The organism is Pseudomonas phoenicis (genome assembly GCF_047302395.1).
In the GTDB taxonomy this organism is placed as follows: domain Bacteria; phylum Pseudomonadota; class Gammaproteobacteria; order Pseudomonadales; family Pseudomonadaceae; genus Aquipseudomonas.
Window position 1 is genome coordinate 3,471,383 of record NZ_CP154852.1, and the last position, 20,817, is coordinate 3,492,199.

The window sequence follows — 20,817 nt, forward strand, 5'->3', positions numbered from 1 at the left end:
GATAGCATTGTGCCTGCAGCTACTACCCAAGGACTCTCCTTCCTGCCTGAAGTCATCTGCTCGCTTTGCACGTGGTGTAAAGGCTATCAGCGGCCCGCTGAGATCAGATGGAGAATACGCCATGAACAATCATGGAAAAGTTGTCCTGGTTCGCCAGTACAGCCGGTTCCGGTTCGGGCAGTGGGAGATCGTGTGCATGCACATGAGATCCCTTCCGCGCCGTTAATTTGAACGTACCTAGGTGGTAGCTGCACTTTTTCCCCTCAGGCTATGAGTTTTTCATGGCCATCCCAGCCCTGACGCATGAAACTCGCTCCAAGGTCGGCATCGAACCAATGCAGGATCGACGCCCTGCATTTGCAGCCTATAGACTTTTTCTCGCTCATCGTCGTCTGGAAGTGCAGCAACCGTCCAAGGCACCTGGCGATTTTCTAATGCGCGTACGAGAGCCTTGAAGTAAGGCCCATCCACCGCATCCAGGGAATGCCCCAGCACGACGATCTCTTGAACTGTGCCCAGCCGTGCGAAAAAATCGCCATGACGCTCGATGATTGCATGTGAGGGCTTGAAAGTGGCGGTAAAGAAATCGTCCAACGATGTCATGGCTTCGATGACGCGATGGTCGGAATCTTCGTGATCAACAGCTTCGAAGAGCGATGGGCGCTGCTCCGGCGCCCACCCGTGGCCCAGTACCAATTCGGAGTCCTCATCAGTGGATTCGCCATGGATATGTAGAATGTTCGCCCTAGGTACTTGGTAGACGCTAGTCAGCGTGCTGGTGTAATTGAAAGTGAGATAAGTGGCGGTGAGATCAAGGTTGCCCAATCGATTCGGCGCATTGGCTGAATCAGGTACCTCAATCGTCCGGATCCATTGAGCGAACAGCGTTTGGAGCGTGGCCGATAATCCCTCCGCCACTCGGTTGATCTCATACTGAAAATCATGATGTCCCGAGTCGCTCCAATCATCGTCAGCATATGACCCCATGAAGTGGCTGAGACTGCTGACAATGTGGTCGGTATCGAGGTCGGCAAGCGCCGCCTCCAGATGGGCCCAGTCTTCGCCGGCGGGTACGTAGTCCTCAATCCAATCGTGGACACCCCGATCATTGGCTTGCACGTAAGCCTTGAAATGCCCATACCCAGTAGGCATCCCGTGATTTCGGTCAAATCCGTTACCAATGATGTAAAGCGTGTGGTTGGACATCAGTCTACCTCGGGGTGAGACGCTGGCTAAAGCTCAAAGGGTCTGCCGGCTGGCTGAAGGCGAGCTCAACTCGACTGGGTACTCCACAGTGTGCAGTCGTCCCCAGGGCTCTGGATACACGGGCGCAATTGATCCTGATGGTCTGGTGAGACATCTGCTGCCCACGTCTTGATGGGCGTTTCAGTCGCCCAGGTCAGGCCTCACGATTGCTCGGATTTTGTAGAGGCTGGTGCTCACGTCATGAAGCTTGGTAATGAACGCATCGAGAATCTCGTTGTTGACGTCGAAGTGTCTATTTCTCTCGTCCAGCCGGCGATGCAAAATCTGCTCGTCTGACGTGCTGGTAATCGGGTAAGCGTGGACAATGTCCGAGCGCCGGGTGTTAAGGGCCTGGAATAAGTCAGCAGCGGCTCTTCCATGAGGTACCACTGCCGGTGCTGATTGCTTGGCCTTCTTCACGCCTTTGCGAAACGCGGTCAGAATGACGCCACCGCATGCAGCTTGTAGCGCTGTTTGGTCAACATCGGCATCCAGATAGCTGGACACTTCAGCCATGAAACTGCTGATTGAGGCAAACCCGTACAGCACCATTCCCAGTCTAAAGGTGTACCCATCGTCCTCAGGTAGTGCGAGGCGCGTCTGTTTTTTGATTGCTGCGATGTCTAGCTGGGTAGTCATGGTGCTTTCTCGAAATCCCTTGTCGCTACATGAATTGTCTAACTCTAACCGGCGCCCGCTAGGCCAGTTTCAGCGGCCTGGGCCCCTGTCTAGGGGCGCGGTGTATAGCGTCGTAAGCTTACTTGAGCTTGCTCAGCAGCCACCTCAAAACCTGGGTCAAGGACTGCAGCTTGCTGTAGAAGTTATCGGCATCAGTCAGAAAGCCCAAACGCTTTTTCAACTCCGTCCGCTCGCTCTTCACAGCCTGATACGCATCAGTGTGGATACAGCCGCGTAATGCCATGTCCCGTTCGACGTCGCTGAGTTGCTGGTGACGATCAATCTCGTCGGCATGTCGCTCGAAGTGGCGACGGTTGAGCCAGCGATGACGGGCCAGCAGCAAGACATACGCGCCTAACCCTGCCTGAAACACCTGCGCCATGCTGACGTCTATGCCGTATGAGTTCAGGAACACTGCGATTTGCGGTGTCCGATCACAAATTAGGTGACACCATCGCCTTTGGCGTCGGTGTCAGGAAGGTGAGTTGGCCGGACGGTTACTTTCCAGGCGCCAACGAAGTTCTTATACGAAACCATTCAAAACGCTAGTCGCTCAGGAATGCCTGCAACCTGTCGCAAGCATGTGCAGTGTCGCCATCAGCCACGGCATCAATGCCAACGTCATCCGCAAATGGCTGGCCTTTAGTAGAAGAGGCGCAGTTCTACAGATCAGGCATGTTCTACTTTAGTCATTTACAAATACCGCCATAAAATGGCCACCACCTGGGTGGAGGTGGTGGCCTGGATGCGGATCTCCGTCAGAGCAGCACCCGTCCGGTCAGCGTCGTGAGAGGCCCTTCGTGAGGGTTCACTACGCTGACTAAGCTCATATCATCGTTGTAAGTGAAAATGAGCTGGACTCTACAGCCGCCAAGGCGAGAAGCAGCGCTTGGTGACCATGATCATTTAGGGAGGGTTGACCACACGAGTTCGCTGATCGGTGCCCATTTTTGCGGCCCCGTGGCGTGCACGGATTCCCCTGTCGAAGTGACTGCTACAGTTGTGGGCATATCTTTTAACTCGAACTCGTAAATCGCCTCCATGCCCAGTTCTTGGAAAGCCAGCCCCCGGGATTTGGTGATGGCCTGAGAAACCAAGTATGCAGCACCCCCAACAGCCATCAGGTAGACAGCTTGGTTCGCCTTGATCGCTTCAATCGCCAGCGGGCCGCGTTCGGATTTACCAATCATCCCTAGCAACCCCGTCTCAGCGAGCAGCCGGGGTGTGAACTTGTCCATGCGTGTGGAGGTAGTAGGCCCTGCAGGGCCTACCACCTCATCTCTGACTGGTTCTACAGGGCCTACGTAGTAGATGAACCTGCCTTTGAGCTCGACTGGTAGTGGTTCCCCCCTGTCCATCATTTCCACCATGCGCTTATGTGCGGCATCCCGTCCGGTCAGCAACTTGCCGCTGAGCAGGAGCGTTTCTCCCGGTTTCCAGGTCTTCACATCTTCTGGTGTGACGGTGTCTAGATTGACTCTGCGGACACTTTCTTCTGCTTCCCAAGCGACGCTCGGATAGGCGTCGATGCTTGGTGGTTCCAGAATTGCCGGGCCAGAACCGTCCAGGGTGAAGTGAACATGACGCGTGGCCGCGCAGTTGGGGATGATACAGATCGGCAGCGACGCTGCATGGGTTGGGTAGTCGAGAATTTTTACATCCAGCACCGTGGTCAGCCCGCCTAATCCCTGAGCACCAATTCCCAATTGATTGACCTTGCGATAAAGCTCGATGCGCAGCTCTTCAACGCGATTGCTCGGGCCTCGTTTGATCAGATCATGGATGTCTATTGGCTCCATGAGCGACTGCTTGGCAAGTACAGCAGCTTTCTCAGCGGTACCGCCAATACCAATGCCAAGCATTCCGGGAGGGCACCACCCTGCACCCATTGTGGGCACTGTCTTTAACACCCAGTCCACAATGGAGTCTGAAGGGTTGAGCATGGCCATCTTGGCCTTGTTCTCTGACCCACCCCCTTTCGCAGCGACGTCGAAGGACAGCTCGCTTCCTGGTACGAGGGCGTAGTGGATAATGGCAGGCGTGTTGTCCTTTGTGTTCGAACGTGCGCCGGCTGGGTCTGAAACAATGGATGCCCGAAGGACGTTTTCTGGCAGCGCATAGGCCTGGCGAACACCTTCGTTGATGAGGTCATCCAGGTCGATGGCGGGGTTTTCCCAGCGTATACCCATTCCGACTTTGACGAAGACGGTCACGATGCCAGTGTCCTGGCAAATGGGCCGGTGGCCCGTGGCACACATGCGGGAGTTTATTAGAATCTGTGCAATGGCATCACGGGCGGCGGGCGACTGCTCACGAAGGTAGGCTTCATGCATCGCCTGAATGAAGTCGCTCGGATGGTAGTAAGAAATGTACTGTAGGGCGGTTGCCACGCTGCGGGTGACGTCCGAAGAGCTGATATAAGCCATTGGTGCTCCTGAGCCGGATGGCTTCATCTCGAAAGCGATCAAGCATGAGCTGGATCAGCGTCCGTGGATGAAGAGGGTTGTTCAATGGCTATGAGCCGTAGAACTCCACGATTCGGCTCGCTTCAGCGATCACTGGGGCATCGATCATTTTTCCCTCCAGACGGAATGCGCCCGGCGCACCTTTAGCGGCATCAAGCACGCGTTTTGCCCAGTCGATTTCCTGTTCAGAGGGTGTGAACACCTGGTTGATCACTTCCACCTGACTGGGATGTATGGCCAGCATCCCGCTGAATCCCAGGTCACGCGCATCCTGAGCGAACTGCCTCAGGCCAGCGATATCTGAAATGTCTGGATAGACCGTGTCGAGTGGTTTCTCAAGGCGGTGGATGGAGCTGTTGATCAGCAACTGGTAACGCACCTGATCGCAGATTCGGTAGGCAGCAGGACTACTGGCACAAATGCCTAGGTCAAGAGCCAAATCTAACGCTCCGAAGGTCAAACGTTGCACTGACAAGACACTTGCGAGCTCGTCCAGATCGGCCAAACCCTGAGCGCTCTCGATCAGGGGCCATACCGGTTTCCCACCTTCTGCAACTGCCAGGATCTGATCCGCAGACTCCGCCTTTGGCAACAACACTGCTGAGACACCAGGGTGCTTGGAGCAGAAAAGGATGTCCCTCCGATGCATGCGGTGACCCGAGGCGTTGATGCGCACCACGACCGAGATAGAAGGGTTTCGGGTCAAAAACTGAGAGAGGTTGGCATGAGCTTCCTCTTTTAAGTTCTCCTCAACCGCATCCTCAAAGTCGACAATCACGACGTCAGCCTTCGAGGAAAGCGCCTTGGCAAAGCGCTCTGGTCGGCTACCAGGTACGAACAGTGCACTGCGAATGATCTTTGGAATGCTCACACTGCACCTACCAGCTTCAGTTCGGAGATCTGCTCAGCGGTATACCCCAACTCAACCAGGATCGATTCACTGTGTTGGCCGATCGCAGGAATCGCATCCATCCGAGGCTGGTACGAACGATTGGCTCCTGGTGGAAGCAGAGCAGGAAGCTTTCCTTGGGGAGAGTCCACTTCCACCCAGCGCTCGCGCGCGCGGAGCTGAGGATGCTCCCACACTTGATGCATGGTATTGACCTTGGCGTTGGCAATCGGAGCATTGTCCAGGCGTTGGATAACCTGCTCAGTACCGAGCTCCGCGAACTTCTCGACAATGATGGTGCGAAGCTCATCGCGGTTCTTCGAGCGATTGGCGTTCGAGTTGAAACGCCCATCGTCTAGCAGCTCAGGTGTTTCCAGCACCTTCTCACAGAACAGCGACCATTCACGCTCGTTCTGAAGGCCCAGCATCACGGTTTCGCCTGGACTGGCAGGGAAGGGCCCATAGGGATAGATGGTGGAGTGCGAGGCGCCTGCGCGTGGAGGCGGCGGAGCATTGTTGTACGCGTAATAGAGCGGATAGCCCATCCACTCAACCAGACTTTCCAACATGCTGATATCCACGCGGCTGCCCAGCCCGGTCTTGTTTCGCAAGTGGAGCGCAGACAGCACGCCAGTATAGGCGTACATGCCGGCAGCTATATCAGCAATCGAGCAACCTGCTTTGGCCAATTCATCTTCTCCTGGCCCACCTGTGACGGAGAGGAAACCACCTTCACTCTGAATTAGCAGGTCATAAGCTTTCTTCTGCTCGTAAGGCCCGCCCTCCCCATAGCCCGAGATGTCGCATACGATCAGCTTGGGGAAGCGCTTGTGAAGCGTCTCAAAAGAGAGCCCCATCCGTGCAGCCGCACCAGGTGCGAGGTTTTGCACCAGCACGTCCGCTTTAGCAAGAAGGCTATCCACGATGGCCTCTGCGCCTGGCTTTTTTGCGTCCAGCGCAAGGCTTTCCTTGGATCGATTTGTCCAGACGAAATGCGAGGAAAGACCGTTGGCTCTAGTATCGTACGCTCTTGCGAAGTCACCGACATTAGGACGCTCGATCTTGATTACACGAGCACCAAGATCAGCGAGTTGGCGTGTGCAAAAGGGCGCGGCGATGGCGTGTTCAAAGCTTACGACAGTTATGCCATCGAGTGGACGTGGGGATGTGCATTGGTCTGACACGGTGGTGCTCCGTTGTTCCTGACGAGCACCGGTGGCTATCGAAACACCGGTGCTGTTTGGCAGTTATGCGCAGTCAGCGTGCCGCACGTGAAGGATCTTGAGCGGCGACCGCTGTGCTGTCGTTGAGCCGGATGCTAAGCGCTCAGTGATTCAACGAGCCTTCCTGCAGTGGCTTAGAAAACACGACCTTTGATGAAGTCGTAGAAGGCAGTCAGACCTACCTCGGTGGTATGGAAGGTGCCGCCATCAGCGAACCGGGATTTCAGTGCCTTTTGCAGGCCCTGAACGATTACCAGGTCTTCACCGTTGAACTTCTCCAAGAACTCTCGCGCCGAGAGCTCGCCCGCCCGCTGCTTGTAGCGCTCGACTGGCATGGAGGGGTGGCGCAGCGTCCACAGCCGGAACACAGTCTTGTCGTGTGCTTGAGGGAAGACGCCTGCCAAAAGCGCACCTTCTGCGCTGACGGCAATAATCATGTTCGGGAAGATGGTGGTGGTGCCGCCGACCGAGGCTTCGGTTTCAGGGATGCGAAGAATGCCGGTCTCACGGGTGCCGCTAAGCTCAACACCTGGCTCAAGATTTACTGGCCAAAGGTGGTGGGTGGAGAAGCGCGATCCTGTCTCACCCATCCGGACATTTTTGGCCGGGGTGAACGCTTCCAGTGAATCCTTATGAGCGCCGATGTGGTGGTAGCTCTCGCTCGCGTTCTCGACAACGACTTTCCAGTTACAGTCGATGGCTTCGTTGAAAACGAGCTCGGCTTCCCACTCACCCAAACGGTAAGGGTCGAGTCGCTGGCCCAGTTTCTTCAGTTGATCTTCCAGTGGCTGCGGATCAGCTGCGAAGGTGCAGAAGATCAGACCGTTCCAGATCTCAGTTTTGATGGAAGGCAGCCCGCACTTCTTTTTATCGAAGGAAGGCACCTGATCCATCATCGGCGCGCCAATCAAAATCCCGTCGGACTTGTAAGTCCAAGAGTGGTATGGGCAAGTGAACGAGTTTTTATTGCCACGACCTTCGATGACATTCAGGTGTCGGTGACGACATACGCGTGACAGCACACGGATCACACCGTCTTTAGCGTGGGTTACGAGTAGAGGCTCGCCTGCGATGTCGATGGAGGAATAATCACCTGGCTTACCGACTTCACCCACGGGAGCCACGAAAAACCAATCATCGGTAAATAAGCCCCTGCGCTCAAGTTCGTAAAACTGTTCATTCACGTAGAAGTGGCCGGGCAATGCCTGTCCTTCCTCAGGCCAGAGCGCCAGATGATTGGGAGTGATAAGATTCACGGTGAAGATCTCCTATTGTAATTAATCATTGGATTCGTGAATTAAGATAAATTCTGTTCAGCACTTGCGGCAGCTATTCAATCCAATGTAATTGCAGCTATGGCAATTGTTGACGGCCATGCTGTCATAAGGTGTCCGCTCAAAAAATGGCTGAACCGGTCAGTAGCGGTCGTTTCCGGCCAAAGATGAGGGCGGGGACTGCTCTGGTCGATACCAGGTTGAGCCTGATGTCGCCGCAGGCGTGGGCTGGATGCCCTATGGCAGAGCCCTGCTTAGGTCGCTTCATACCTAGTGGCGGTATGGAGGTCGGGGGGCTAGGGAAGTTGAGATTGGCCTAATTTTCCCGGTATTGGCCTTGTGCGCCATAGGTGTTCAGGTAACGGTGCTGCACAATCGTAAAGGCAGTTTCAGCGGATTAAACTGATCATATGAGGGGTCAATAACGTCCGCAAGATCTGCTCATGAGTTGCGTGCCTACAATAATAGCTGTGATCGCTTAAGCGCCTCGCTAGAATGTTTGACACTGCCATTGACTCTCTTATTACTACAAAAAAAGAGGTGCAAAATGTCAGAGCCCACAGAAGGCTTGTTCGAAGCTAGTCTTCTCCAGAAGCTTGCCGCCTTGTCTGTCCCGTGTATGGCAAGTCTGCCTGTGATGGTGATGCCATTCATCTTCAGTGCTGTTATCGAGCATCATGCACTGGATTCTTCCACAGCTACCTATGCGACGACCGCCGAGATTGGGATGATCGCGCTGGCCTCGCTGTTTGTATCGTTGATGCTTCGCCTACTGCCACCACGGCTGACTGTCTTGACTGGCTTGTCCATCATTCTCATAGGTCAGGTGCTGACCATTTACACTTCCAGCGTGATCGCCTTGTTCGTGGTTAGGGCGTTTGTTGGTCTTGGTGAAGGTCTGTGCATGGGCATTGGTTTCGCCTGCCTTGCGCAAATGGTCGGTGGAGCCAGACTCCTCGCTTACGCATCTGGCATCGTAGCGGCGCTATCGCTTATCTCCTTCCTGGCTATCCCAGCTCTCGAACCGTATTTTGGCTACGCCTCGGTATTCTGGTTCATGGTGTCTGTTGCCCTTTTGTGTTTGCCGTTGGCTGTGTTCATGCCCAAAGCAAAGCTCAAACAAATGGCTGCGGGTGCTTCCGTATGGCAAGTGATAAATATCAAAAGTATTTCTCTTTTTGCTGTAGCGTTGCTTGCTAGTTCTGGCTCAAATACGCTGTGGCTATACTTCGAACAGGTGGGTAAGTCGGTAGGGATGACTATGTCCGATATCGGAAATTTGGGCGTATCTTCATCAGCTCCCACATTACTTGTTCCGTTCGTGGCGAACTACATTTATGCCAAGACTAAAACCGTAGTTCCAATTATGGTCGCCTGTATGGTGTCAGCAGCCGCTGCCTACTACTACAGCGCCTCAGGTTCGTGGTTGATATTCTCCGCAGTTGTAGTGGTAATGTCTTTCGCTTACGTATTCCTGCTGGCATACGTAAGAATGTTCGCGGCTCATATTGATCCAACCGGTCGGACTACTGCAGCAGTTAGCGGTGCTGACTCCCTCGGCATGGTCATTGGGCCTCTAGTCGCGGCAGTTACTTTGCACGTGGTAGATGATTTTTCTCCGCTGAGCAATTTCGGATTGATGGCTCAAGGGCTCTGTCTAATTCCATGTGTCATCTTCATATTAGCTAACGCTTCCAAGCACAAATCAGTTGTAGCTTAAACCACAATATATTGCTTGAGTGATATCGCGATGAATACCGTTATTGATAATGCGTTGAAGAATGCCAAGTTCATGCCATTTTGGCTCGATAATCCATCCGCTCCAGATGCGGAGCCGGCATTTGAAGGGGTCGCGCAAGCTGATCTTGTCATTATCGGTGGCGGATTCACCGGCCTCTGGGCGGCAATCGTAGCCAAGGAAGAAGACCCGTCCAAGGCTGTCATCGTCCTGGAAGCAGGGAAAGTAGCCTTTGGGGCATCTGGCCGGCCTGGCGGCATCATCTCCACATCGATCATGCACGGCCTTGCTAACGAAGCCCGGGTTTTCCCAGAGGACATCGAGGCGCTGGAGCAGCTCGGCCAGAAGAACCTGGATGACTTCAAGGCAGCGCTTGAGCGGTATGGAATCGATGCGGATATCGAGTGGAACGGTGAGATGACTGTCGCCGTGGACGATGGCCACCTTTCAGAGCTGAAGGAAGAGTACGACCTGCACGAGCGTTATGGACACAACGTTCAATGGCTCGATAAAACTGGCGTCCAGGCTCAGCTTAAGTCGCCCATGTTTCAAGGTGCCATGTGGTCACAGAATCGTAGCGGGATCGTGCATCCTGCCAAGCTGGCTTGGGGGCTGAAGGCAGCGGCACTCAAGTTGGGTGTGAAAATCTTCGAAAACTCGAAGATGACTGACCTGTCGGAAAACGGCGACCGGATGACGGTGATGACCCAAAATGGCCGCGTCGACGCGGCCAAGGTGTTTCTTGCGACCAATGCCTGGCACGCTGGCCAGAGCGACATCAAACGCCGAATCATCGCGGTGCGTGACCATGTTATGGCCACTGAACCCCTAACCGATGAGCAGATGAAGCGCATTGGTTGGGACAATCGTCAGGGGATATATGACACCCGGACGCAGCTCAACTACATGCGTCTCACCGCCGACAACAGGATCATATTCGGGGGAAGTGTCACGTACCATTTTGGCGGTAATTTCAACCCTGCAGAAGACGGGCAGGTCGAGACTTACCACCGGCTGGCGGCGGCGTTCTTCAAAACCTTCCCGCAGCTGCACGATGTGAAAATTTCACACCTCTGGGGTGGGCCTATCGACTACTCGATGCGCTTTTCCGTGTTCTTCAGAAAATACTTTTCGGGCAAGGCAGTGTATGCGGGCGGGTACACGGGATTTGGTGTGGCCGGCAGTCGCTATGGCGCCGTTACCGGTCTCGGCCTGCTGAGCGGAGCAGATCTGCCTGAGCTGAAGCTGGATATCGCGCAGAAGCCATCTGGGTACATCCCTCCAGAGCCCTTCCGATGGATAGGCGCCAAAATCACCTTCGCAGCGCTTGCAGGGGTGGATGAGAAAGGTGGATGGCGCAAGCTATGGCTCGGGTTTGTCAAACGCTTAGGCTTCCCTTTCTGATGTGGTAGCGCATTTGCCACATCTGAGGTCTCTGTGGGCTTACCAGGGCCCGAGGTAGACTTCTCACCCTTTTTGCCAGGCATTTGCCTGGCTTTTTTTTGCCTGATTCGCAGCTGCGCTGAACTGCCTAGCTCATGAATCTCGCTTTTTTTAGAACGCTTGTCGTGTTAAAACATAGCTTATTGAGGTAGCTGTTCCGATATAGGCTTGACGGCGTAGACCGTAATAGCGACGAGCTCGGAGACCAAGAAAGTCATGCCTCCGTCCAGATGATCATTGAAAGAGTTAAGAATGCCGAAGATCGTAGATCACGAAGTAAGACGTGCAGAAATCACCAAGGCGGTCATTCGCTCAATTTCTAAAGAAGGACTGGCCAATGTCACGATTCGCGGGATCGCGCGTGAAGGTGGTTTCAGTAGCGGTACGCTTGCGCATTACTTCAATAGTAAGGAAGAGTTGATCGATTTCGCATTCAACGAGATCTCGAAGCAGGCCTTTGAACGGATCAATGCCAGGACGCTGGGTTACACCAAGGCTCGGCAAAAGGTTCGCGCTGTAGTCGAGGAACTAACCCCTCAACCCAGCGACGAACATGACTCGGTGATCTCGGTCTCGTTCTGGGCGGCTGCTAGGCAGAATGACCGCCTGCGTCAAAAATTCCACGAGGTCTATGAAAATCTTCGAGCTCATCTGCGCGCTTTCATTGATGAGGGTATTGGCACGGGTGAGTTCAGGATCGAAGGGGACATCGAGGACGAGATTGATTTCATCGTTGCGATCACAGACGGGCTGCTCGTTTCCTTTCTTCTCGATCCCAATCGGTTCCCAGAGGAGCGCGGTCGTAAGCTTGTCACCGCAGCCCTCAGCCGGTTGATCGCATAAAAAAGCCCCACAGCGTGGGGCAAGCACAGTACACCAACGAATGATGACGGCAGTCCGGGAAAGCGAATGCCTAAACCCGGAAGCACCGTTTTTGCTCAGTGGGCGAGGGGCAGTGGAGGCTTCGCGAATTCTTCGAGGTTCATCAACACTTCAGCTCCACCATCAACGATCAGGTCAGTACCGTTGATCCAGTACCCTTTAGGATCAAGCATCAGGAGAATCGCGTTGGCGATCTCCTCTGGATAGGCGTCGCGTCCGCCGGCTTGGGTTTTCAAGCTCTGCAGCAACTCATCACCCATGGTTTCGTAGAAGATCTGCAGCAGTGGGGTGTGAACGGCGCCAGGGCTGAGGGAGTTAACGCGCACTCCCCGGTGACGCTCTCTGCTCGATACCAGCATCGTGTACAAGACGACTAGCTCCTTGGTGAAGTCGTAAGTAGCCGGCCCGGACATTGCCAAATCGTTGAACTGAGCCAGACAGGCTTCCCAATCGGTCTCCGCCAGGATGCACTGACTGATCTCTTTATGCTTTCTCCAGCCGGTGGCTGCAGTCGAGGCAATGTTCACCACTGACGCGTTATCAGTGAGCCTAGGCAAAAGCTGACTGGTCAGGTGTCGCATACCAAGAAAATTGACCTTGAAAACCAGGTCTGCAGGGAGGCTGCCGGGCACGCCTGCGATATTGGCCAGTCCGTGAATGGGCTCCTCGATTACCGCGAGCGCGGCATCGATCGAAATCGGGCTCGATAGATCACACAGGACAAATTGGTCGCAATGGTCATGCGCCGGTTTAACGTCCAGGCCAATCACATAAGCCCCTACTTCTTGGAGAGCCTTGGCCGTCGCTTGGCCTACGCCTGACGATACGCCAGTGACCACGATACGTTTATCTTTGAATCCCATGGTGCTGATCCTCAGGCGGCCTTGAAGCGAATAGGAAGGGAGGAGATGCCGTTGATGAAGCGAGAAGGAATCATCTGAGGCTCACCGGCAAACTCGATGTCTTTGAGCTGTGTGAGAGTTTCAGCGAGAAGGAACGGCAGCTCCAGGCGAGCAAGGTGCGCGCCCAAGCAGGTATGGCGACCGCCACCGCCGAAGCCCAGGTGCGGGTTGGGCGAGCGGAGTACATTGAATTCGTACGGCTTGTCGAATTTGGTCTCATCGCGGTTTGCCGAGTTGTACCACATCACTACCTTCTCACCCTCGGCGATGCGCTGACCTGCAATTTCAGTATCACGAACTGCAGTCCTGCGCATGTGCATTACCGGGGAGACCCAGCGGACGAGCTCTTCAAAGCCAGTAGCTGCGACGCCTGCTGGGTCATTTGCCCAGATTTTCATTTGCTCTGGGAATTCCAGGAAACATTTCATGGCATGTGCACCGACTGTACCGGTGGTTTCCATGCCAGCGGTAACCAGCAGTTGGAAGAAATAGCCGGCTTCCACGTCGTCCAGTTTCTTGCCTTCGACTTCTGTCGCCAGGATCATGGACAAGATGTCACCGCTGGGATTCTTGCGCTTCTCTTTGGCCAGCTGGTACCCGTAATCGTTAAGCTCGGCGAAGGCGCCGGTGATGGCCTCGATTGCGTACTCACCCAATATGTCGCCGGCGAGCGCGGTGACAGTGAGCTCGTGCAAGCGGCGACGATTTTCCTTGGGTGCGCCCAGGAAATCACACACGACCTCAACAGGAAACGCCTGAGCGACATCGCGAGCGTAATCACATTCGCCCCGGTGCTTCACATCTGCGACGACCTGGTGGGCATACTGCTTGGCCACCTGGCTCATCTTGGTCACACCCTGCGGCGAGAACGCTTTGGCCACGACTTGGCGAAGCTTGAAATGCCTGGGGGCATCCATGTTGAGGAACCAGCCCTCTTGCTGCGCGGACTCAACGCTTTGATCACCGACGATGGTGCCCTCGCCGTTGATGAAGGTCTTCGCATCGCCACTGACACCGACGATGTCGTCGTAGCGAGTTACGGCCCAAAAACCTTTGCTGCCGTATTCAGGGGAGCCTTCGGGGAATTCGTGCCAGGAAACGGGTTTCTCAGCCCTCAGGGCCGAAAATATAGCCTCGCGATCTGGGCGCTTCCAGAACTCCATATCGGCAAGGTTAATACTGTCAACATCAATACGGCTCATCAGTTCGTACTCTGTAATTAGATTTATTAGACGTTGTGGTACTTCACGCCAGGCAGGACGCAGAGCATTTCAAAGAGCAAATTTGCGCCCAGAAGCGACGTGTTTCCCGATTGGTCGTATGGCGGAGAAATCTCGACAACGTCAGCGCCGATTACATTGAGTCCTTTGCACCCACGGATAACCTGTTGACCTTGATAGGCCGTCAGCCCACCAATCTCGGGTGTGCCAGTGCCAGGGGCGACGGATGGATCAAGCCCATCAATATCGAATGAGATGTAGACTTTACGATCGCCGATCTTTGCTCGGATGGAATCCATCAATGGTGCGAGCGACTGCCCCTGGCATTCGTCCGCAGTCACCACGGTGAAGCCTTTGCTGCGAGACCAGTTAAAGTCATCCGGGGAATACCCCGTGCCCCTCAACCCGATCTGAAAGGTGAGAGATGGCTCAATCAGTCCGTCTTCATAGGCCCGACGGAATGTCGTCCCGTGGGCGATACGTTCTCCAAACATGTGCTCGCCCACGTCAGCGTGGGCGTCGATATGGACGAGCGCTACGGGGCCATGTTTCCGAGCAATGGACTGGAGAATCGGATACGTAATCGTGTGATCACCCCCTAGGGTGAGTGGAACGACGTCGTGCTCCAAAATCTCGTCAAATGCTACTTTGATACGACCGACAGCATCCGGAAGGTTGAAGGTATTGATTGCCACATCACCGATGTCGGCTACCTGAAGACTTTCAAACGGAGCGGCACCTGTAGCAAGGTTGAAGGGGCGAAGCAGGCAGGACTCAGCACGAATGCTTCGCGGGCCCATCCGTGTACCAGACCGATTTGATGCGCCAATATCCAGGGGGACTCCGACAAAACATGCATCCAGGCCAGCCGCACTCTCGGCAGTTGGCAAGCGCATCATTGTTGGGATCCCGCCGAAGCGAGGCATCTGGTTGCCGCCTAAGGGCTGATTGAAGCTCATGGAGTTATCTCCTATGTGACGAAATTGCTGGATCAGCTTTGCTGACTAGGAACGCGAACAACGAGGCCTTCCATTTCATTTGTCACACGGACTTGGCACGACAAGCGGCTGGACTCATCCGGCTCATGGGCGTACTCCAGCATGTCGCTTTCCATTGTTTCAGGCGCTTGGAGTTTGCTCTTCCATTCATCGGAGATGTAAACGTGGCAAGTGGCGCAGGCGCAGGCACCGCCGCAATCGGCATCAATGCCTTTGACCATGTTATTCACTGCCGCTTCCATGACAGTGCCGCCGACCTTGGCATCAACGGAAACTTGGGAGCCATCAGGCTGGATGAAGGTGATCTTGACCATTTTTTCTTATCTCGAAGTAGTTGTGGATTAGGCCTTCAGCGCGCTGGCCAAGCGTGAAAGTCCCGTTTCCAATACATCGTCACTGATATTTAGCGCGGCGGAGATACGGATGGTGTTGCCGTAGTAACCGCAGGGGAGAAGCAGCAGTCCCAACTCTTTGGCCCGTGCGGCCACGCGCTTGGTTGCTTCGGCGTCCGGGGTATGAGTGCCTAGTTGCGCGACAATTTCAAAGGCGACCATTGCTCCAAGGCCACGAATGTCGCCGAGTGGCAGAACACCTGGAGTTCCTTTCAGGTCATGCAGAAAAGCCGAGATACGTTTGCCGACTTGCTCAGCGCGATCCAGCAGACGCTCTTCCTCGATAATGTCCAAAACTGCGTTCGCTGCAGCGCACGCGAGCGGGTTGCCTGCGAATGTGCCGCCCAGGAACCCTGGCGGGGGAGCATCAATGACGTCGCTACGTCCGATCAGGCCTGACAACGGCAACCCACCGCCCATGGCTTTGCCAATCGCGATCAAATCTGGCTGCACCCCTGAGTGTTCAACGGCGAAGAATTTGCCGGTACGGCCAAAGCCGGACTGAACTTCGTCAACGATCAGGCAAATGCTATGACGAGTGCAGATCTCACGCAGTTCACGCATGAAGACCGGCGAGGCTTGATAGAAGCCGCCTTCGCCTTGCACAGGCTCAATGACAATCGCGGCGACCTGGTCTGGAGCGATGGTTGCGCGGAACAGGTGATCCAGCGCTCGAAGGCTGTCACTCTCGCTAGTCCCGTGATGTGGAATTGGGAAAGGAACCTGGTAGACGCCGGCCTGCGATGGGGTTACCCCGGTGCGCAAAGGCTGGACTTTACCGGTCATGGCCAAGGCCAATTGGGTACGCCCATGGAATGAACCAGTGAAGGTGATGATTCCCTGGCGAGAGGTGTAGTACCTGGCTACCTTGACCGCGTTCTCTGTCGCTTCAGCCCCAGTGGTGAACAACGTGCTCTTCGCGTCTTTGATTGGCGCCAAGTCGTTCAATCGCTCGCAAAGGCGGACATAGGGTTCGCAGGAGAGCACCGGGAACCCGATGTGGGCGTATTGTTTCAGCTGCTTTTCGATAGCGTCGACGACTTTGGGATGCAGATTGCCCGTGTTGTTAACGGCGATACCGGAGGCAAAATCGACGTAATGGGTGCCTTCTACATCCCAAATCTCACTACCTACAGCCTTTTCTACAAAAACCGGTAACGCAGTCGCAGCGCCTTGAGGGAGAGCCTTATTACGGCGAGCCAACAGTTCTTTATTATTCATATAAATAACTCAATTCAAAACGTCTGAACGCCAGACCATCATTTTTTCGATCTGCATCTCGTGCATGGTGAAGGGGATACCCCCCACGCCATGACCGGAATTGCGAGCGCCTGCGAACGGCATCCAGTCCACACGGAATAGGGTGTTTTCGTTAACCATCACAGCGGTACCGTCCAACTGCTGGTAGCAGTGCAGGGCCGTATCGAGGTTTTGAGTGAAGACGGCAGCCTGGAAGGAGAAGGGCAGCGAGTTCGCCTCTTCCAACGCCTGGTCGACCTCGTCAAAGCTGTACACGCAGATAACGGGGCCGAAGACCTCTTTGCGCATCACGTCAGAGTCTTGAGGGGGATTGAGCAGAACGGTCGGCTCGTAGCAGCTATCGGAAATCTTCTCACCACCGCAGATCAGTTCAGCGCCTTCGTTGACGGCGTTCTGCACCCAGTCGTGGATGCGGTTGTTCTCTTGATGAGAAATGATTGGGCCGATATCCGTGGTTTCCAGCACGGGATTACCCACCACCATCTTTTTCCCTGCTGCGGCCAAGCGCTCAGCTACCTCGCGTGCCACGCGACGATCAGCAAATACGCGCTGAACCGAAACGCAGGCTTGCCCGGCGTGCCAGAACCCGCCACGAGCAAGGCGTGGGATTGCCATGTCCAGATCGGCGTCATGCGCAACGATTACTGGCGCTACTCCGCCATGCTCCAGCGCACATCGTGTGCCGGCAGCCAGTTTTGATCTCAGCATCCAACCGACGGCTGCAGAGCCAATGAACGAGAAGAAGCCGACACGTGGATCCGCCACCAGCTTAGCGACCTGCTCGTTTTCTTGGGGCAGGACGACCTGAGCCCACTCCTTCGGAAGCCCGGCTTCGTGGAGGATTGAGACGAACGCATAGCCGCTAAGTGGTGTTTTCAGGGCGGGCTTGATGATCACGGGCGCACCTACCGCGATGGCGGGGGCAGCCTGGTGAACAACCAGGTTGAACGGGTGGTTGAACGCACTGACGCCCAGTACTACACCGATCGGTTCGTGCTGGGTAAACGCGATGCGTCCGGCAGAGGTAGCGTTCAGATCCATCGGGATGACCGAGCCTGCCTTGGTGCGTAGCTCTTCCACGCAGATATGCAGGCAATCGACACCGCGATCGACTTCGATCAGCGAGTCTTTGCAGGGCTTGCCACACTCTTGGGCCACCAGTCGAGCCAACTCTTCACGGCGCGATGCGATGATGGTCGCCGCCTTTTTCAGAATTTCGATCCGCTGCGGTTTCTTCAACCAACCACTTCGATTCCGATAGAGCGCATGAGCCGTCACAAGAGCTTGCTCGATCTGCTGATCAGAGGAAGCAGGGAGTTCAGCCAGCAGCTCGCCATCGAAAGGCGCGTGAATTTTTATAATCTGGGTCATGGTGTGTCCTGTGTCTACTAGATGCATCAGCCTGCGAGAAGCGACTTCAACTCGATTGCGGAGTCAGAAACTTTGGCAGGGGATGGGCTAATGCCGGTCGTGATGAGCTTGCGAGCAACCATGTGGTCGCCCGCAGAGTTGATGCTCTCCACCGCGATCAACTTGCCTTCGCGATAATGGAAAACACTGAATTTCCGATCTTCGACCGAGCCGCGTACAACGAGCTCATCGGTGCCTAAAGGCAGTCCCACGGTCTGGAGCTTGATCTCGCCTTGATCCGACCAGAACCACGGAGCTGCGTGGTAGGGCGAACTGTTGCCCAGCATCGTGGAGGCTGCGACTTTTGCTTGGTCAATTGCGTTCTGCACCGATTCCAATCGGAATCGCCCATTGGCGTAGGCGTTGGGGTGATTGCTGCAATCGCCTGCGGATAAGATGTTCTGATCCGAAGTAACCGCGTACTCATCGACCAGGATGCCATTGTCGCAATCCAGGCCAGCGGCTTGAGCGAGTTCCACATTTGGCAGTGCGCCGACCCCGACCAGAATGAGGTCGCACGGGATCTGGGTGCCGCTGCTCAACGCGACAGCTTGTGCCCGATCAGTACCGACAATTCGCTCCATCCGCGCGTCGGTAATGACTTTAACGCCGATGCTCTCGTGATATGCCTTGAAGAAATCAGAGCTTATGGTTGAGACGGCTCGGCCCATCAAACGCGGCGCGTATTCCAGGACGGTCACCGCTTTCCCCAGACCCGCTGCGCAAGCGGCAACTTCCAGACCAATGAAGCCGCCGCCAATGATAACGATGTTCTCGTAAGACTGGAGTTCGTCCCGCAGATTCGCGGCATGCAGGAACGAGCGCAGAGCATGAACACCGGGAAGCTCTGCGCCTGGCAGCTCAAGTGGGCGCGGGCGGGTGCCGGTAGTAATAGCCAGCTTGTCGTAGCTGAACTGCTTTCCGCTCTCGGTCACTACTACCTTGTTGGAGCGGTCAATAGATTCAACCTTGTCACCGCGAATCAACTCGATTCGGTTGTCTACATAGAACCCCTCAGGCCGCAGCTGGATGCTCGTCTCATCGGCAAGGCTCTTGAGATACGCCTTGGAAAGTGGAGGGCGCTGGTAGGGGGCGTTGTGCTCATCACCAATGATGACCACGCTCCCTTCGAAGCCACCCTGGCGGAGGGATGCAGCGACCTGGAAACCAGCCTGGCCAGCGCCGACGATGACGACTTTTTCAATGGTGCTCATGGCGCAACCTCAGTACTTGATCCAGGTAGTTTTCAACGCTGAGTACTTCTCGAACGCGTGCAGGGAGCTGTCGCGACCGTTGCCCGATTGCTTGACGCCACCAAAAGGTACGAGCGGAGAAATCTGGTCGACCGCGTTCACCGCCACCGTCCCGGCATGCAGTGCTTCAGCCACCCGGTGGGCACGAGAGAGATTGGACGTGAAGAGAGATGCCATCAGCCCGTAGATCGAGTTGTTTGCGATCTCGATGGCTTCAGCCTCGGTTTTGAATTTGATGACGCTCAGGACAGGGCCGAAGATCTCTTCCTTGGCAATCCGCATCTCATTGGTCACGTCAGTGAAGATGGTCGGTCGGATGAAGTTCTTGCTGCCATTGATCTCAATGCGTTCGCCACCGTATGCAAGCGTGGCCTCTTGTTTGCCAAGCTCAATGTATTGGTGGACGCGCGCGGTGTGACCATCTTCCACCAGGGCGCCCATCAGGCTGCTCGGGTCTAGAGGGTCTTTTGGCTCGTACTGCTCTGCATGCTTGATGAGTTTGGCGACGAATTCATCGTGGATGCCTTCTTCCACCAGAAGACGCGAAGGGGAGGAGCAGACTTCGCCCTGATTGTAGAAAATCCGCGCGGCCATTTCAGCTGCGTAATCGAGATTCTCAGTATCTGCAAATACGATGTTGGGGCTCTTGCCACCGCATTCCAGCCAAACCAACTTCATGTTGGATTCTGCGGAATAGCGGAGGAAGTATTTACCCACCTCGGTAGAACCAGTGAACGCAAGACAAGCGACATCCATGTGAAGTCCGAGGCCGGCGCCCACGGTTTCGCCGAAACCGGTCACAACGTTGAACACACCGTCCGGTACTCCGGCAGCCTTGACGAGCTCGGCAAGCTTGATCGCTGTCAGCGACGATTGCTCGGCAGGTTTGAGTACGACGGAATTGCCCATGGCCAGGGCTGGGACACATTTCCAGATGGCCATGTCGAGCGGGAAGTTCCAGGGGACGACGCACGCAACCACACCGAGCGCCTCGCGGCGGATCAATGCCAGATCGCCAGGTGCTGTTGGTGCGACTTCGTCATAGAGCTTGTCGACAGCTTCAGCTACCCATTGAACGTAGCTTGCGACCTCGGGCATCTCGTAGGCATACGACACCTCAACCGGCTTACCCATGTCGATGGACTCAAGCAGAGCCAGCTCTTCCATGTTTTCATGGATCAGCTTTGCTAGCTGCAGCAGTACATTCTTGCGATCAGTAGGGGAGCGCTTCGACCACACTCCGCTCTCGAAACGTTGCTTAGCGATCGCAACTGCCAGGTTAACGTCCTCCCGATCGCACTCTGCAATTTGGGCAACAACCTGGTTGGTGGCAGGGTTCAGGCAGGTGAAGGTCTTGCCGGAGATAGAATCGACGTACTTGCCATCGATGAAGGCCCGACCTTCAGGCACCAGGCCATTACTCTTCGCTTGCCAGTATTGCAGTGAGCGACTCATCGATCCTTACCTCCACATGTTGTAAGCGTCCCCTGACCGTTTGCCATTGATGGCCAGCAGGGTCTGACATTTTTGATCTTTATAGCACGA

19 protein-coding genes are annotated in these 20,817 nt (G+C 55.1%); 4 read left to right on the plus strand and 15 right to left on the minus strand.

Features of this window, described 5'->3' with window-relative positions; translation table 11 throughout:
* Positions 1-279 precede the first annotated feature (279 nt).
* From AA0Z93_RS15600 to AA0Z93_RS15610, 3 genes are all read right to left on the minus strand, one after another.
* A complete protein-coding gene (locus AA0Z93_RS15600; RefSeq protein ID WP_413048019.1) occupies positions 280-1,206 on the minus strand; it encodes a bacteriophage abortive infection AbiH family protein in 927 nt (308 codons plus the stop codon).
* Between the two features lie 180 nt (positions 1,207-1,386).
* Positions 1,387-1,884, minus strand: a complete 498-nt coding sequence (locus tag AA0Z93_RS15605) for a hypothetical protein (RefSeq protein ID WP_413048018.1) — start codon at positions 1,882-1,884, stop codon at positions 1,387-1,389.
* 118 nt (positions 1,885-2,002) lie between these two features.
* Positions 2,003-2,305, minus strand: a complete 303-nt coding sequence (locus AA0Z93_RS15610) for a hypothetical protein (RefSeq protein ID WP_413048017.1) — start codon at positions 2,303-2,305, stop codon at positions 2,003-2,005.
* 103 nt (positions 2,306-2,408) lie between these two features.
* On the opposite strand from AA0Z93_RS15610, the gene AA0Z93_RS15615 reads away from it, so the two are divergent.
* Positions 2,409-2,612, plus strand: coding sequence for a transposase (locus AA0Z93_RS15615; protein ID WP_413048016.1), 204 nt, complete (start codon positions 2,409-2,411; stop codon positions 2,610-2,612).
* Between the two features lie 213 nt (positions 2,613-2,825).
* Here the strand turns inward: AA0Z93_RS15615 and AA0Z93_RS15620 are convergent, their stop codons facing one another.
* The 4 genes from AA0Z93_RS15620 to AA0Z93_RS15635 all read right to left on the minus strand — a co-directional run bounded on the left by AA0Z93_RS15620 (position 2,826) and on the right by AA0Z93_RS15635 (position 7,756).
* Positions 2,826-4,349: a fumarate hydratase gene (locus AA0Z93_RS15620; RefSeq protein WP_413048015.1), complete on the minus strand. Its 1,524-nt coding sequence runs from the start codon at positions 4,347-4,349 to the stop codon at positions 2,826-2,828.
* 88 nt (positions 4,350-4,437) lie between these two features.
* Positions 4,438-5,253 (minus strand): HpcH/HpaI aldolase/citrate lyase family protein, encoded by an 816-nt coding sequence (locus AA0Z93_RS15625; protein WP_413048421.1) that lies wholly within the window; start codon positions 5,251-5,253, stop codon positions 4,438-4,440.
* 2 nt (positions 5,254-5,255) lie between these two features.
* A complete protein-coding gene (locus tag AA0Z93_RS15630) occupies positions 5,256-6,461 on the minus strand; it encodes a CaiB/BaiF CoA transferase family protein (protein WP_413048014.1) in 1,206 nt (401 codons plus the stop codon).
* 173 nt (positions 6,462-6,634) lie between these two features.
* Positions 6,635-7,756: an aromatic ring-hydroxylating oxygenase subunit alpha gene (locus AA0Z93_RS15635; RefSeq protein ID WP_413048012.1), complete on the minus strand. Its 1,122-nt coding sequence runs from the start codon at positions 7,754-7,756 to the stop codon at positions 6,635-6,637.
* A gap of 565 nt (positions 7,757-8,321) precedes the next feature.
* On the opposite strand from AA0Z93_RS15635, the gene AA0Z93_RS15640 reads away from it, so the two are divergent.
* From AA0Z93_RS15640 to AA0Z93_RS15650, 3 genes are all read left to right on the plus strand, one after another.
* Positions 8,322-9,494, plus strand: a complete 1,173-nt coding sequence (locus AA0Z93_RS15640) for an MFS transporter (protein WP_413048011.1) — start codon at positions 8,322-8,324, stop codon at positions 9,492-9,494.
* A 15-nt stretch (positions 9,495-9,509) separates the two neighbouring features.
* A complete protein-coding gene (locus AA0Z93_RS15645) occupies positions 9,510-10,916 on the plus strand; it encodes an NAD(P)/FAD-dependent oxidoreductase (protein WP_413048010.1) in 1,407 nt (468 codons plus the stop codon).
* Between the two features lie 291 nt (positions 10,917-11,207).
* Complete coding sequence (locus tag AA0Z93_RS15650) at positions 11,208-11,798, plus strand: TetR/AcrR family transcriptional regulator (protein WP_413048009.1); 591 nt, start codon at positions 11,208-11,210, stop codon at positions 11,796-11,798.
* Positions 11,799-11,893: 95 nt separating this feature from the next.
* Here AA0Z93_RS15650 and AA0Z93_RS15655 read toward each other — a convergent pair whose 3' ends face one another.
* The 8 genes from AA0Z93_RS15655 to AA0Z93_RS15690 are packed head-to-tail and all read right to left on the minus strand — an operon-like array spanning position 11,894 to position 20,727.
* Positions 11,894-12,700, minus strand: coding sequence for a coniferyl-alcohol dehydrogenase (locus tag AA0Z93_RS15655; protein WP_413048008.1), 807 nt, complete (start codon positions 12,698-12,700; stop codon positions 11,894-11,896).
* An 11-nt stretch (positions 12,701-12,711) separates the two neighbouring features.
* Positions 12,712-13,941, minus strand: a complete 1,230-nt coding sequence (locus AA0Z93_RS15660; protein ID WP_413048007.1) for a cytochrome P450 — start codon at positions 13,939-13,941, stop codon at positions 12,712-12,714.
* A 26-nt stretch (positions 13,942-13,967) separates the two neighbouring features.
* Positions 13,968-14,918: an agmatinase gene (gene speB / locus AA0Z93_RS15665; RefSeq protein WP_413048006.1), complete on the minus strand. Its 951-nt coding sequence runs from the start codon at positions 14,916-14,918 to the stop codon at positions 13,968-13,970.
* A 32-nt stretch (positions 14,919-14,950) separates the two neighbouring features.
* Complete coding sequence (locus AA0Z93_RS15670) at positions 14,951-15,271, minus strand: 2Fe-2S iron-sulfur cluster-binding protein (protein ID WP_413048005.1); 321 nt, start codon at positions 15,269-15,271, stop codon at positions 14,951-14,953.
* Positions 15,272-15,298: 27 nt separating this feature from the next.
* Positions 15,299-16,570 (minus strand): aspartate aminotransferase family protein, encoded by a 1,272-nt coding sequence (locus AA0Z93_RS15675; protein WP_413048004.1) that lies wholly within the window; start codon positions 16,568-16,570, stop codon positions 15,299-15,301.
* A 9-nt stretch (positions 16,571-16,579) separates the two neighbouring features.
* Entirely contained in the window at positions 16,580-17,980 is a 1,401-nt protein-coding gene (locus tag AA0Z93_RS15680; protein ID WP_413048003.1) for an aldehyde dehydrogenase family protein, read from the minus strand.
* Positions 17,981-18,006: 26 nt separating this feature from the next.
* Entirely contained in the window at positions 18,007-19,233 is a 1,227-nt protein-coding gene (locus AA0Z93_RS15685; RefSeq protein ID WP_413048002.1) for an NAD(P)/FAD-dependent oxidoreductase, read from the minus strand.
* 9 nt (positions 19,234-19,242) lie between these two features.
* Positions 19,243-20,727, minus strand: coding sequence for an aldehyde dehydrogenase (locus tag AA0Z93_RS15690; RefSeq protein WP_413048001.1), 1,485 nt, complete (start codon positions 20,725-20,727; stop codon positions 19,243-19,245).
* Positions 20,728-20,817: the final 90 nt, after the last annotated feature.